Consider the following 15,513-nt stretch of genomic DNA (forward strand, 5'->3'; position numbering starts at 1 on the left):
AAACAGTGCAGGGTTTGCGCGCCCATACTGCCGGTCGCGCTCCCTGCACTGTTTTTAGGTGCGGCTATGTTGCTGCGGTGTTACTGCAGCGGTCTTGCGTAGTTCGGGGTGCCCATCCTGCCGGTACCAGCGGAGCCGTCGTGCTTGTTGCAGGCGCCGCCCCAGGTCGAGGAAGCGGTGTAGCAGGTCGGTGCCGTGGTGGTGGACCAGTTGGCATCCGAGATGTTGAGGCCGAGCTCTGCGCCGTAGATGAAGCGATAGCTCTTCGTTGCCCCCTGGGTCAGGGTGGTGATGGAGCGGTTGTTACCGTGGATGCCGCCGATGTTGTTGACACCACCGCCCATATGGCAGTTGAAGCAGACGATGCCGTGGTCGTTGTAGGTGCCCGCACCCCAAGGGACGTTGTCGAAGCTGCTGTGCTCGATACGGGCCTTGCCGGTCACCGTCACGTTGCTGTAGTTGTACACCGTGCTCAGGTGGCAACGGTAGCAGACGAAGGTGGCGCTGCCGTCGTTGGTGTTGGTGGCCGCCGCGTCAGCGCCGTTTTTGTCCTGCAGCATCCGGGTGGCGTTCCTGGCGCCGTGGGCGTTGCTCTCGTTCAGGTGACAGTCGGAGCAGTGCAGGCCGGTATCCCAGGTCATGGCGGCGCCGTCCTTCGAGGTGCCGGTCCAGCCGCCGCGGGTGGCGTAGGTGGAGGCGTAGGTCGCGGTGTAGCGCTTGGTGTAGATGTTCAGGTTGTGATGGCTGGCGTAAGCGCTCCCCACCGCGTTGCCGGAGTTGAACTGCGACTTTACGTTGAGCGGCGTGCCGCCGTCCAGCGGGTTGAACGGTGTGAGCTTTCTTGCCAGCGCCGTGCCGGTGGTGATGCCGGTACCGGCGGTGTCGACGGTGATGGTGTTGGCGCCGTCGGCATCATGGCAGTTGACGCAGAAGCGGTCCATGTTGTCGCGGTCGGCGGAGGTTATGGTGGTGCCGCCGGCGCGGCGTCCCGGCCAGGACCAGTAGTTGGTACCTGCAGCACCCGGGTTGCCCTGGCTGTCGACGTTCCTTAAGAGGACCGGTGCGCCGCTGGTGCCGTGGAGGCTCACCTGCTTCACCGAGGTCTCGGTGGAAGTGGTGTCGCCCTCGGCATGGCAGACGATGCAGTCCACGTTCTTGACGGTGGTGTTCTTGATGTGCCTGGACGGGCGTACGAAGTCGTCGCCGGTGGCGCCGAGCGTCGCGCCGACGATCTGCTGACGCACGCCGCGTGGGGCGTTGTGGCAGCCAAGGCAGCTACCGCCCATCCCTTTGAAGCCTGCGGCGTGGGAGTGGCACTGGGTGCAGTTCACCGTGCCGTTGTGGCCGGCGGTGGTGTTGTTGTACTTGTGAACCGAAGTCTGGCTGTGGCAGACCTCGCAGATGCGGTTCGATGTGGCATGGACCGTGTCGCTGCCAAGGTCGGTGGCCGGGTTGGTCAGCGCAACGGAGACCGAGGCGGTATTCGAGGAGCCCCAGTTGGTGCCGTCGCCGGTGGAGACGGAGGTGGCCACCCGCATGATGTTGGTCGTGCTCATGTTGTGGCAGGTGGTGCAGGAGAAGGCGCCGTACTTCTTGCCAGGCTCGCCCCAGCCGCCGTTCGCGCTCCACTTGGTGGAGCCGGTGTTGGTGCTGTTATGCAGCATGTTGTTGTTGGACCACGCCGTTCTGGCGGGGGTATACGGCCCGACAGCCACCCCGGTCGCGGAGTAGTTGCCGTGCGAGTCTTTAGCGAAGATCTTGTAGTAGTAAACCGTACCGTTCGCCAAGGGGGAGTCCGTGAAGCTGGCCAGACTCCCTGAGTAGGCAACGGTGCTGGAACCGATGGGATTTCCATCCAGGTAGGTGGCACCTTCGACAGGGGTATCGGTAACGGCGCTGCCGGCGCGGCGCAGCACGACGATGCCGGCGAAGTCACTGTCGGCGGGGTTGGTCCAGTACAGCGAGTTGGAGGCGATCCCGGCAGCGCCGCCTGCGGCGGTGACGTTGGCCGGGGAGAGGTTGTCGATGGTGACGGTTGCCGAGACCGAGTCGCTGTACGCCTTCGGGTTGGACGAGGTGATCGCGGTCACGGTGCCGGTGACGGCGTAGCTGGCGCCAGGAGGTGCCGGCATGGCAGTCGGGGCCTTGGCGTCGATCACCAGGACGTACTGGGTCGGGGTCGTGGTCACCGTGATCGGGGTGGTCAGGGTGATGGCCACGGTGTTGGATGCCGGGGTAGCGCTGCCGTAGATGGTTGTGCCGGTGTCGTCGGTGACTTTCAGTGTGGCGATGCCGGCCCAGGTCCCGTTAGCGAGCGTCACGGTGAGGCCGGTGACCGTATCGGTCCCCGCCTGGGTAGCCAGGGTGAAGGCGTCGAGGTCCATCTCGATGGTGCCCGGCGCGATGGTGATGTTGGTTTCGCCGGTACCCTGGCTCACGGTGGTGGTGGCCGCGGCGGTGGTGAAGCTCCAGGTGGTGCTGTAGGCGGTGGTGTTGCCGGCGGCGTCCTTCGCCTTCACGTGCCAGTAATAGGTGGTGCTGATGGCGAGGGTCGGTGCGAAGGTCGTCCCGGTCTGCCAGGCACTCTGCTGTACCCCGGTGGTGAAGCCGGAGTTGGTAGCGATTTCGAAGAAGTACTGCACCGCGGCCGTGATGTTGGCGTCGGTTGCGGTGGTGGAAACCAGCGACGAGGTGGTGGCAACGCCGGTAGCCAGGTTGGCCGGGGTCGAGTTGGCCAGCCCTGCCGGCGCCACGGTATCGACGTAGATGTTCACGCTGGACGGAGTCGGATCCGCGTTGGAGGCGTTATCCAGTGCCCGCGCCAGGACGGTGTGCGCCACGTAGTCCTCGGCCGGGAGGGTCCAGGAGTAGGACCAGGTGCCGGTGCCGGTGGCGGTGTTCCAGGAGGTGCCGTTGTTGGTGGATACCTGCACCGAGCCGAGCGCGTTCGTGCCGGCAGTCGCGGTACCGCTGATGGTCGCGGGCGAGGTGGAGAACACCGTGCCTGCCAACGGAGCGGAGAGAACCGTCTCAGGTGCAACCACACCGGAGGTGAAGCTCGAGGTGGTGGTGTAGGCGGTGGTGTTGCCGGCGGCATCCTTCGCCTTCACGTGCCAGTAGTAGGTGGTGCCCGGCGCGAGGGTCGGGGTCCAGGAGGTGCCGGTCTGCCAGACGCTCTGCTGCACTCCGGTGGTGAAGCCGGAGTTGGTGGCGAGCTCGAAGAAGTACTGCACGGCAGCCGAGGTGTTGGCGTCGGTCGCGGTGGTCGAGGTCAGCGCGGAACCGATGGCCACGTTGGTGGCCAGGTTGGCCGGGGTCGAGTTGGCAAGCCCGGCGGGCACCACGTTGTCCACCCGGACGGTCACCTGTGCCGGGGTCGCGTCGGCATACCCCAGGCTGTCCATTGCCTTGGCGAGGATGGTGTGCGCCACGTAGTCTTCGCTGGCCGGTGCCCAGGAGAAGCTCCAGGTGCTGGTGCCGGTGGCGGCGGCCCAAGTGGTGCCGTTGTTGGTGGAAACCTGTACCGAGGCCAGCGGGTTGCCGCCGACGGTCGCGGTACCGGTGATGGAGTTGCTGGCGGTGATCACCGCGTTGGCTGCCGGTGCGGTGATGGCGGTCTCCGGAAGCGCGATGGTCGACGGGGACGCCGCGGTGGTGACACCGGCCGACAGGTTGCCGACCTCGTCCAGGGCGCAGACCCTATAGTAATAGGTGGTGCCGTTGGTCACGGCGGTATCGAAGTAGCTGGTGCCGTTGCCGGTATAGAGCGCGGCGGCGGAGCAGTCGGCGGGGGAGGACACGGCCGACTTGACCAGCTTGTAGCTGTTGACCGGGTCGAGGCCTGCGCCGGAATCGGTGGCGGCAGTCCAGCTCACGTTGACGTAGCCGTCGCCGGAGGAGGCGCTCGCGGTGCCGTCGGTCGGAGCGGTGGTGTCGACGCCGAAGTCGAGGCCGGTGGCCACGGTAAAGTCCGGGGTGCCGGTGAAGGCGGTCCAGGCGCTGGCAGCGGACTTGCTGTCCTTCGCCCTCACCCTCCAGTCGTAGGAGCCGTCGGCGATGCCGCCGCAGGTTGCTTTGGCGGTGGCGGGGCCGGTGACGTAGGGGCTCGCGCAGTCTGCGATGCCGTCGTTGTTCAGGTCGACCTCGAGGAGGACCGGATCGGAGTTGCCGCCGTCAATGGTGGCGCCGATGACCACCACGTTGGTGGATGCGGCGCCGCCGGAAGCGATGGCCGTGGTGCCGTCAGCCTGGTACTGGGCCAGGACGGTCGGGGCAGCCGGGGTCGCATTGGTCAGTGCGACAGTGAAGTCGGGGTCTGTGCCGCCGAAGTCGACCCAGGCGCTGTTCAGCGTTCCGTCGCTGGTGCGTGCGCGCCATTTGTAGGAGAGCCCGTCGGAAAGGCCGGTGCAGGTGGCGGTGGCCACGGAACCGCTGGCGACCGAGGTGGAGGAGCAGTTGGCTACGCCTGCAAAGGTGTTGCCGTTGGTGATCATCTCCACTTGGAGCGTCACGTTGTCGTTGTTGGCGTCAGTCACGGTGGACTTGACGACGACGGAGGCGCTGGTCGCAGTCCCGGCCTGGGCGATGGCGGTGACGCCGTCGGCCTGGTACTGGGTTGCGGACGGTGCGTTCGGCGCGGTCGGCCCGATGGTGCTGAAGCTCCAGGTGGTGGTGTATGCGGAGATGTTCCCCGCGGCATCCTTGGCCCTGACATGCCAGTAGTAGGTGGTGGCGCCGGCCAGGGTCGGAGCGAACGTCTTGGTGGTCTGCCAGCCGCTCTGCTGCACGCCGGTGGTGAAGCCGCTGTCCGTGGCAAGCTCGAAGAAGTACTGTACGGCCGAGCTCGTGTTGGCGTCGGTTGCGGTTCCCGAGGTCAGCGTCGTTGCCAGGGCCTGGTTGGTGGCGAGGTTCGCCGGAGCCGAGTTGGCAAGGCCTGCCGGGGCGACGTTGTCGACGATGACCGTTACCGAAGCCGGGGTGGTGTCCTCATTGGCTGCATTGTCAACGCCCTTGGCGAGGATGGTGTGGGTGACGTAGTCTTCGCTCGGCAGGGTCCAGGAGTAGGACCAGGAAGCGGTCCCGGTGGCGGCGGTCCAGGTGGAGCCGTTGTTGGTGGAAACCTGGACCGAACCAAGTGCGTTGGTTCCGGCAGTCGCGGTACCGGTAATGGCCACCGGGGTGGTGGTCAGCACGGTTGCGGCCAGCGGCGCGCTGATCGCGGTGTCCGGACGCACGATCGGGGTGGCGGTGGTGTAGTTGAACGCGTAGGAACTGCTCATCGCGTTGCCGTTCACGTCGGTGATGCCTGTGCCGGCGGTTACCATGTAGGAGGTGGAACCTGCCTGGCCGGTCGGGGTGAAGACGGCCTGGCTCCCCGAGCAGCTGGTCTTGGCCCAGGTGACCGCGGGCGAGATGGTGACGCTGCTGGTGGTGACCGTGGCGCAGTTCACGGCTTCGCTGAAGTTCAGGGTGACCGTGTTGTCCGGGGTAATACCGGTGGCCCCGGTAGCGGGGACCGTGCTGGTCACGGTCGGATGTACAGTATCGACGAGAACGGTGACCGGAGTGGCGTAGACAGCGGAGACGTTACCGGCGGCATCCTTCGCCCACGGGTAGAGTGTGTAGCTGCCGTCGGCCGCGACGGTGTAGGTGGTCGGCGCGGTGCCGGTCCAGGCGGCGTCGGTGGCCAGCGGCGCAGTTGCGCTGGTGGTGATCATATAGCCGGTTACCCCGGTGTTGTCGGTCGCGGCGAAGCTCGTCACCGGGATGGTCCAGCTGGTACTCGGCGTGGTGGCGGCGAAGCCTGCGGAGACCACCGGCGTGGTGGTGTCGGCGCCACCGGCGACGGTTACGGTGATGGCCTGTTCGACGTGGGCTTTGGAGGAGTCGTGACCGACGCCCATGACCACGATGGTGTAGGTTCCGTTGGCGGTCCCGGCCGGTACGGTGACGACGGCGTCGGTGCCCATGGTCTCGGCGGTGCCGTCGAGGTCGAGGCCGGCCGCGCCGGTGTCGTAAGCGGCGTTCCTGGTCCCGGTATCCCATGCGGTGCCATTGTAGTTGATGGTGTAACCGACCGGGCTGCTCGGGAACTCGGTTGCGGTGCTGTAGCTGCTGGCCGTGGCCCACCCGGCCGCGACGCCATCGGCCGCATCCCAGACGCTGTTCCACCCGGGGATCGCCGGGGAGTTCACGGTACCCTTGGCGAGGCCCCAACCGGTCGGGAGGTTAATCTCGACGCCTACGCCGACCTGGCCGCCCGCGACGTTGGTGACGTTGGTGACCTTCCAGTCGACCTCGAAGCTTCCGCCGGCGGGAACGGTCACCGAGGTGCCAACCGCGCCGTTGATAGCCGTCGTGATGGTGGCGTTCGGGTCGGCAAGCACGTGGCAACCCGAGCCGGAGCAGGAGCCGTACTTGGTCGGCCATGCGCTCGCGTCCTTCGGCATGAAGTAGGTGGTGAGCCCGACGCATGCAACCAGCAGGGTCATCAAAAGCGTGCCAAGCAGGTTCAAGCGGGTGCGGCCACTCATGTTGCGCAAAAGTGCCATTACAGTTCCTGCCTCGGGAGTTGACTGAGTTCTCGACTCTCTCATTGTTCTCCTCAGATCCTTCATCGAGCGCTCCTATTAGTATTGCGTCCAGCTGCCGGACAAGCCCTTGCTGTCGGTGCCGCGGGCCTGCCATTTGAACCGGCCGTTGGTGATGCCACTGCAGGTTGCGGCCGCGGTAGTACCGCTGGTTACCAGTGTGCCGCTGCAGGTCGGGGTGCCGGTGAAGGACGCCCCGACGTCGGCGAGCTCGACGTCAAGCTTTACGGTATCGCTGTCGGGGTCCGTGACGGTCCCTTTGAAGACCAGCGTGGTCTGGTTGGTGTAAAGGCCCCTGGCAAGGAGCGTGGCGCCATCGCTCTTGTACTGGGCCAGCGAGGCGGGTACCGCCGGCGGATTGTTCGGAGCCGGGGCGGACGTCGTGTAGCTGAAGGGGTAGCTGGCAGCGAGGGTGTTCCCTGCGCTGTCGGCAACCGCGGTGCCGACGGTCACCGTGTAGGCGGTGGAGTTCGCCTGCCCGGAGGGGGTGAACACGGCCTGGCTGCCGGAACAGCTGGTCAATGCCCAGGTGACCGCAGGCGCGATGGTCACCGAGCTGGTGGTCACCGTGGCACAGTTCACGGCCTCGCTGAAGTTGATGGTCACGGTGCCGTTCAGCGTGGTGCCGGTGGCGCCGTTGACCGGTACGGTCGAGGAGACGGTCGGTTTCACGGTGTCGACCACGACGGTGACCGGCGAGGCGTACGCGGCGGAGACGTTGCCGTAGGTGTCCTTGGCCCAGGGGTACAGGGTGAAAGTGCCGTCCGCCCCAACGGCGTAGCTGGTCGGTGCGGTGGCGAGCCACCCTGCGTCCCCGGCAAGGGGCGCCGTGGCGCTGGTGGTGATCATGTAGCCAGTGACGCCGCTGGCGTCGGTGGCGGCGAAACCTGAGACGGCAATGGTCCGGGACAGCGACGGGGTAGTAGCGGCAAAGCCCGCCGAAACAACCGGCTTCGTGGAGTCGACCACCACGGCGACCGGGGTGCCGTAGACGGCGGAGACGTTACCCGCAGCGTCCTTGGCCCAGGGGTACAGGGTGTAGCTGCCGTCGGCTGCGACCGTGTAGCTCGTGGGCGCGGTGGCGAGCCAGCCGGCATCGGTGGAGAGCGGCGCCGTGGCGCTCGTCGTGATCATGTAGCCGGTGACGCCGGTGTTGTCGGTAGCTGCGAAACCGGACACGGCGATGGTCTTGGAAAGAGACGGGGTGGTTGCTGCGAAGCCCGCCGAGACCACCGGCTTGGTGGTGTCGCCTCCGCCTGCCGCGGTGACCGTGATGGTGATGGCCTGGGCCTTGTTGCACTTGTTGGTCTTGGTCGTGTAGTAGTGGCCCACGCCGCCGAAGGTGACGGTGTAGGTACCGGCGGGGGTGTCGGCCGGGACGTTGACCAGGACGTCGATACCCATCTTATCGGCGGTGCGGTCGAGGTCGCCCGGGGTGGTGGTGGAGCCGTTGTCGTAGGCAGCTCCGGTTGACGGCACGTCCCAGTTGGAGCCGGTCCAGTCGATGGTGTACGCATTGGGGGAAGAGGCCCAGTTGGGCGTGCTGAGCATGGTGCCGGTACGCCAGGTGTGGCCGGCGGCGACATCCCAGATCGTGTTCCAGCCGGTGAGCCCCGCGTTGTTGCTGGTACCGTTGGAGATCGTCCACGCGGTCGGAGATACGGTCGGCAGGCCGATGATGCAGGACATACCGGCGTTGCCGTGGGCCGAGTCGGTCATGTTGGTGGCGATCCACTCCAACTCGAACGAAGAACCGGCGGTGACCGTCAGGGTGGTCGGGGACGCGGGGTTCTTGACAGCGTTGTAGATGGTGCCCCACGCCAGGGTCGCCGTGGTCGATGCCGTCACGTGGCAACCTGAGGTGATGCAGGTGGTGCTCTTGGTCGGCTGGGCCAGTGCCTCACGCTGCGACAACACCAGGAAGGTGAAGGTGCTGCAGACGAAGGCCACGATCAGGGCAACGGCGGCTAAACCTTTCATGCCACCCACTGTTTTTTCCCGGCTCTCATGAGCTCTCGAACTTTTCATGTTCTCCCTCTTGCGATGTACAGCGAACTTCATCGAATGCCCTCCAGGGGTCTTGGCTTTTCAAGTGCCCGGGGCTCGCGCCCCGGGACGTTACTGACTTACAGGTTGACGTGGCACATGGTGCAGTCCTGGGCTCCGCCGAAGTCGTTCACCCAGTGTACGGACACACCGTTGTGGCAGGAGATGTTGGAGCAGCTCCCTGCCGAGTAGGTGCCGACGGTGATGTAGTTCTTCGACGTGTCGTAGGAGGAAGCGCCCTGCTTGTAGGTGCGGGTCTTGTTCCATCCTGCGATGCCGCCGGTGTAGTTCACGAAGTTGGCGTCGGTGACCTGGGCCTTGGACTTGATGTACGTCGTCGGCGCGAAGGCGATGTCGTTCTGGCCGTTGACATGGAAGGCCAGGTTGGTGATCCTCGCGGCCCCGGTCGCGTCGGCGTTGCTGCCGGTGGTGTTGCCGTGGCAAGACGCGGTGGAGCAGGAGCTGTTGTACTTGTTACGCGGCAGGTTGACCGTGTTGTAGTGGCAGATGTTGCAGCCGATGGTGGTCGATTGAGCCGGGTCGCCGTGACCCGCGTTGACCCCAACCGCGCCGGAAGCCGGCAAGAGGCCGGTGGTACCGGAGTAGATGTCGTCGTAGTGGATGCCGACCTTGTGAGCCGCGTGCGAATCGGTGCTCGGCGCGTTCTCGTGGCAACCGGAGCAGCGGGTCGCTGCGGTGTAGGTCTGGTTCCACTGCGGCGTGGTGGTGTTCTCGTGGCAGTAGACGTTGGAGCAGGAGACCGTGCCGGTGCCGGTGCTGCCGATGACGGCCGCAGCAGAGTTCTTCTTCCTGAGCGTGCTGGCGCCGGTAGCGGTGTTCAGTTCCACTTCAACCGTGCCGTTCATGTGGTTGGCGAGGGTGAGCGGGTGGCAGTTGGCGCAGCCGAAGCCGTAGGCCTTCCAGGTGACGCCGTCGGTGTCGGTACCGGTCGAGGTGTTCGACGTGTAGTTGTAGTACGGCAGGGTGCCCCAGGCGGTGCCGACGTGACGAGTATGCGCGCCGGACAGGGTCGCGTGGCACCCCTTGCAGTCGAGGGTCGCGCCCCACACGGCGTTGGCGGCGGTGTAACCGGTGCCCGCGTGGCAGGAGACGTTGGAGCAGGTCTTGCTCCCCGGGTAGCCGAAGGAAGCGGTGCCGCCTGCGACGACATCGACCACCTTGTTGGTGTGGCTGCCGATGATCTGGGTGCCGGTTGCATCCACGGTGGCGCTGTGGCACAGCACGCAGGTGGTGGCCCCGACGGCCTTCACGTGTTTCTGGTGCGAGTTCGCGCTCGCGGAGCCTGCGGCGCCGCTTGTGTAGTTAGGCTCGCCGGCAACGGAGTTGAAGGCGACCCCGGCGGTCGGGGTGACCTGGGCGCCGTGGCAGCCGTTGCAGCCAAGGGCCGCGCCGCTCCAGGACGGGTTGGCCGGCTCGACGGTGGCCACCATGCCGGTCTGCCCTTTCTTACCGGAGGTATGGCAGTAGGTGGCGGAGCAGGTGCCGGAGACGTAGGTGCTGCTCTTGCCGGCTCTTACGCCGGAGTAGTCGACGAAGGCGTTGCCGTGTTTGGTGGTGTCGGCGATTGCGCTGTCGCTGGAAACCGTCTTGGCGTGGCAGTCGACACAGCCGTAGTTGCCGCCGGCACTCGCGTTGTTGATGTGCGCGGTGTGCTTGCCGGTCACGAGGACGTTGGTGACCAGAGCAGCCGGGCCGCCGTGGCAGCCGTTGCAGTTAAGCGTCGCACCCCATTGTGCGCTCGGCACGCCGGCGACGATGCCGTTACCGGAGTGGCAGGAGATGTTGGAGCAGGTCTTGTTGGCCTGCTTGCCAAAGGTCTTGCCGCCGCCTGCGGTGTAGTTGTTGAACGAGTTGATGTGCTGACCGCCGGCCACGATGCTTGTGCCGGTGGTGGTGGTCTTCGAGTGGCAGTAGACGCAGGTGACTGCCCCGCTTGCCCCGACGTGTTTCTTGTGCGAGTTGGCGTTGTCGGAACCTGCTGCGCCGGAGACGTAGTTCGGCTCACCCGCGACGGAGTTGAAGTCGACGCCCGCGGTCGGCAGTACCTGTGCGCCGTGGCAGCCGGTGCAGCCAAGGGCCGAACCGCTCCAGGACGGAGCCGCCGGCTCGACGGTCGCCACCATCCCGGTGAAGCCCTTCTTACCGGAAGTATGGCAGTAGGTGGCCGAGCAGGTGCCCGCCGAATAGGTGGTGCTCTTACCTGCCTGGACGCCGGAGTAGTCGACGAAGGAGTTCAGGTGTTTGGTGCTGTCCGAGATTACGGAATCGCTGGAAACCGTCTTCGCGTGGCAGGCAACGCAGCCGATGTTGTCGCCGATCACGCCGGCCTGGTTGATGTGCGCCGTGTGCTTGCCGGTGTTGAGGATGTTGCTCCCCAGGGCGGTCGGGCCGCCGTGGCAGCCGTTGCAGCCAAGGGTTGCACCCCACTGTGCGTTGGCCACGTTGGCGACGATGCCGCTGCCGGAGTGGCAGGAGATGTTGGAGCAGGTCTTGTTGGCGACCTTGCCGAAGGTCTTGCCGTTACCGGCGGTGTAGTTGCTGAAGCGATCCAGGTGCTGGCCGCCTGCGACCAGCGTGGTGCCGTCGGTGGTGGTCTTCGAGTGGCAGTTGGCGCAGGTGGTGGCGCCTGCCGCGCCGACGTGCTTCTGGTGCGAGTTGGCATTGGCGGCGCCTGCCGCACCGGAGACGTAGTTCGGCTCGCCTGCAACCGAGTTGAATGCAACACCCGCGGTCGGGGTCAACTGCGCGCCGTGGCAGCCGTTGCAGCCCATGGCAGCGCCGCTCCAGGACGGGTTGGCCGGCTCGACCGTTGCCACCATGCCGGTCTGCCCCTTCTTGCCGGAGGTGTGGCAGTAGCTGGCGGAGCAGGTCCCGGCCGAGTAGGTGGTGCTCTTGCCGGCCTTGGCGCCGGAGTAGTCGACGAAGGAGTTCAGATGCTTGGTGGAGTCGGATACCACCGAGTCACTGGAAACCGTTTTGGAGTGACACTCCACGCAGCCGAGGTTGGTGCCCAGGACACCGGCCTGGTTGACGTGGGCGGCGTGCTTGCCGGAGTTGAGGATGTTGCTCCCGAGTGCCGCCGGGCCGCCGTGGCAGCCGTTGCAGCCGAGGGTTGCGCCCCACTGGGCATCGCCTACGTTGGTCACGATGCCGCTACCGGAGTGGCAGGAGATGTTGGAGCAGGTCTTGTTGACAAGCTTCCCGAAGGTCTTGCCGTTACCCGCGGTGTAGTTGTTGAAGCGGTCCAGGTGCTGGCCGCCTGCCAGGATGCTGGTGCCGTTGCTGGTGGTCTTCGAGTGGCAGTTGGCGCAGGTGGTGGCTCCTGCGGTACCCACGTGTTTCTGGTGCGAGTTGGCGTTGCTGGAGCCGGCTGCGCCGGAGACGTAGTTCGGCTCGCCCGCGACCGAGTTGAAGGCGACACCCGCGGTCGGGGTGACCTGGGCACCGTGGCAGCCGTTGCAGCCCAGGGCAGCGCCGCTCCAGGAGGGGTTCCCCGGCTCGACGGTGGCCACCATGCCGGTGAAGCCCTTCTTACCGGAGGTGTGGCAGTAGGTGGCGGAGCAGGTGCCGGAGACGTAGGTGCTGCTCTTGCCGGCCTTGGCGCCCGAGTAATCGAGGAAGGCGTTCAGGTGCTTGGTGGAGTCGGAGATGACCGAGTCGCTGGAAACAGTCTTGGAGTGACACTCGACGCAGCCCATGTTGTCGCCGATCACGCCGGCCTGGTTCACGTGCTGGGTGTGCTTGCCGGTACTGAGGATGTTGCTCCCCAGGGCGGTCGGACCGCCGTGGCAGCCGTTGCAGCCAAGGGTCGCGCCCCACTGGGCGTTGGCCACGTTGGCGACGATGCCGCTGCCGGAGTGGCAGGAGATGTTGGAGCAGGTCTTGTTGGCGACCTTGCCGAAGGTCTTGCCGTTACCGGCGGTGTAGTTGATGAAGCGGTCGGTGTGCTGCCCGCCGGAGATGAGGGTGGTGCCGTTGGCGGTGGTCTTCGAGTGGCAGTTGGCGCAGGTGGTGGCCCCCGCGGTACCGACGTGTTTCTGGTGCGAGTTGGCGTTGGCAGCGCCGGCGGCGCCGGAGACGTAGTTCGGCTCGCCCGCTACCGAGTTGAAGGCGACGCCTGCGGTCGGCAGGATCTGTACGCCGTGGCAGCCGTTGCAGCCCATGGTCGCGCCGCTCCAGGACGGGTTTGCCGGCTCGACGGTCGCTACCATGCCGGTCTGTCCCTTCTTGCCGGAGGTGTGGCAGTAGGTGGAGGAGCAGGTGCCGCCGCTGTAGGTGGTGCTCCTGCCTGCCTTGGCGCCGGAGTAGTCGACGAAGGAGTTCAGGTGCTTGGTGGAATCGGAAACGACCGAGTCGCTCGATACGGTTTTGGAGTGGCACTCAACGCAGCCGTAGTTGTCGCCCAGGACGCCCGCCTGGTTCACGTGCGCGGTGTGTTTGCCGGTGTTGAGGATGCTGCTCCCGAGAGCGGTCGGGCCGCCGTGGCAGCCGTTGCAGCCAAGGGTCGCGCCCCACTGGGCGTTGGCCACGTTGGCGACGATGCCGCTACCGCTGTGGCAGGAGATGTTGGAGCAGGTCTTGTTGGCAACCTTGCCGAAGGTCTTGCCGCCGCCGGCGGTGTAGTTCGCGAAGCGGTCCAGGTGCTGGCTGCCTGCGATGATGCTGGTGCCGGTGCTGGTGGTCTTCGAGTGGCAGCTGACGCAGGTGGTAGCGCCCGCGGTACCCACGTGTTTCTGGTGCGAGTTGGCGTTGGCCGAGCCGGCGGCGCCGGAAACGTAGTTCGGCTCGCCCGCCACCGAGTTGAAGGCAACACCGGCGGTCGGGGTGACCTGGGCACCGTGGCAGCCGTTGCAGCCCAGGGCAGCGCCGCTCCAGGAGGGGTTCCCCGGCTCGACGGTGGCCACCATGCCAGTCTGTCCCTTCTTACCGGAGGTGTGGCAGTAGGTGGAGGAGCAGGTCCCGGCCGAGTAGGTGCTGCTCTTGCCTGCCCGTGCACCGGAGTAATCGACGAAGTTGTTCATGTGCTTCGAGCTGTCGGAGACAACCGAGTCGCTCGATACCGTTTTGGAGTGGCAGTCGACGCAACCCATGTTGTCGCCGATGACACCGGCCTGGTTCACGTGGGCCGTGTGCTTGCCGCTGCCGATGACGTTGCTCCCCAGGGCCAGCGGGCCGCCGTGGCAGCCGTTGCAGTTGAGCGTCCCCCCCCACTGCGCGGCACCGACGTTGGCGACGATGCCGTTGCCGGAGTGGCATGAGATGTCGGAGCAGGTCTTGTTGGCCTGCTTGCCGAAGGTTTTACCGTTGCCCGAGGTGAAGTTGATGAAGCCGTCGATGTGCTGGCCGGCGGCGATCAGCGTGGTGCCGGTGGTGGTGGTCTTCGAGTGGCAGTTGGCGCAGGTGCTGGCGCCTGCCGCCGCTACGTGCTTCTGGTGCGAGTTGGCGGTGCCGGAGCCCGCGGCGCCGGAGACGTAGTTCGGCTCACCCGCAACGGAGTTGAAGGCGACACCCGCGGTCGGGGTCACCTGGGCGCCGTGGCAGCCGTTGCAGACCATGGCCGCGCCGCTCCAGGAGGGAGCTGCCGGTTCGACGGTCGAGGCCATGCCGGTGACACCCTTCTTACCGGAGGTGTGGCAGTAGCTGGTGGAGCAGGAGCCGCCGGAGTAGTTCTTACCGGCCTTCGCGCCGGAGTACTCGACGAAGGTGTTGACGTGGTTTGCGATGGTACCGATGACGGAATCGCTCGCCGCGGTCTTGCCGTGGCAGTCTGCGCAGCCGTAGTTGCTACCCAGGGTCCCGCTGTTGTTGACGTGGGCCTGGTGCTTGCCGGTAGCGAGGATCTTGGTCCCCAGGGACGCCGGACCGCCGTGGCAGCCGTTGCAGCCCAGGGTCGCGTTGCCCCAGTTGGGGACGGTGGTTGTCGTGAAGGGACCGGTCTTGGTGGTACCGTCGCTGTGGCAGTAGAGGCCCGAGCAGGATCCGAAGGTGTTGGTCTGGCTCGGGAGAAAATCGTTGGTCGGGCCGGAGTAGCTCCCGCCGTTGTTGGGTGCCGCGGTGAAGTTGAGCGCGATGCCGCGGTGGGTCACGCTGGTCGCGTGCGCAAACGGCTTCGCCTCGGCGCTGTGGTCCGTGTGGCACTTGACGCAGGCGCCGGTGCCGGTGCCGTAATAGGTGCCATGCTTGGAGCCGGAAACCGGATGGCCCGCTGTCATCGAGGAGCCGTGGCAGCTGTTGCAATCCGTCGGGCTGGCATAAGCCGCGCTACCCCACTCGGGGCTGGTGCGCTCGAAGTGGCAGTTCACGTTGGAGCAGGACCCAAGCGGAGTCGGGGGCACCGAGGTCTGGTTCACGAAGGCGCGGCTGTAGCTGCCGGTCGCCGAACCGTTGATGTTACCGGAGACCTTGATGTCAGCGGTACGGTGGCCGTTCTGGTACACGAGCACGCCGGAGCCGTGGCACTTGACGCACGACTGCGCGGTACTGTCGGCATGGCCTGCATGATTGCCCTTAAACGCGCCGGTAGCCGGAATGCGCTGCCCGTTGGCTGAATCAAGAGGAGGCAGGGTGTGGCAGGCGTCGCACCCGTAATCATACTGCGGTGCAGCCTCTGCCCTTGTGCCAGCCAAGAGCGTAAATCCCAGCGCCATCAGCAAAGCTATCACTCGTGTGTTGTACCATCCGAGTCTGCGGTAGCTCCTCATTTCCACTCCTTTATCTCAAAACACCTGACCCTATTACATTGCACTCTACGATCCGGCGGGGGAATCCACTATCCCGCCGGGTTTCCATCATCTTTTTTGCTACTTGGTAAAGCTTCTTCTATAGGTGGCCTGAAATACGCCAGACCTTTATCAAG

3 protein-coding genes are annotated in these 15,513 nt (G+C 65.8%); all 3 read right to left on the reverse strand.

Annotated features, from left to right (window positions below):
- Positions 1-80: 80 nt before the first annotated feature.
- Complete coding sequence (locus tag KP004_RS21335) at positions 81-6,551, reverse strand: Ig-like domain-containing protein (protein WP_275423142.1); 6,471 nt, start codon at positions 6,549-6,551, stop codon at positions 81-83.
- Between the two features lie 78 nt (positions 6,552-6,629).
- Positions 6,630-8,570, reverse strand: coding sequence for an Ig-like domain-containing domain (locus KP004_RS21340; RefSeq protein WP_275423143.1), 1,941 nt, complete (start codon positions 8,568-8,570; stop codon positions 6,630-6,632).
- A gap of 146 nt (positions 8,571-8,716) precedes the next feature.
- Complete coding sequence (locus KP004_RS16815; RefSeq protein ID WP_216799580.1) at positions 8,717-15,283, reverse strand: CxxxxCH/CxxCH domain c-type cytochrome; 6,567 nt, start codon at positions 15,281-15,283, stop codon at positions 8,717-8,719.
- Between the last annotated feature and the right edge of the window lie 230 nt (positions 15,284-15,513).

Source organism: Geomonas oryzisoli (genome assembly GCF_018986915.1).
GTDB classification, from domain to species: domain Bacteria; phylum Desulfobacterota; class Desulfuromonadia; order Geobacterales; family Geobacteraceae; genus Geomonas; species Geomonas oryzisoli.

Excerpts from the sequence above, each read along its gene's own strand:
- KP004_RS21340 (WP_275423143.1), bottom strand. The coding sequence starts at position 8,570 with ATGAAAGGTTTAGCCGCCGTTGCCCTGATCGTGGCCTTCGTCTGCAGC.
- KP004_RS21335 (WP_275423142.1), bottom strand. The coding sequence starts at position 6,551 with ATGGCACTTTTGCGCAACATGAGTGGCCGCACCCGCTTGAACCTGCTT.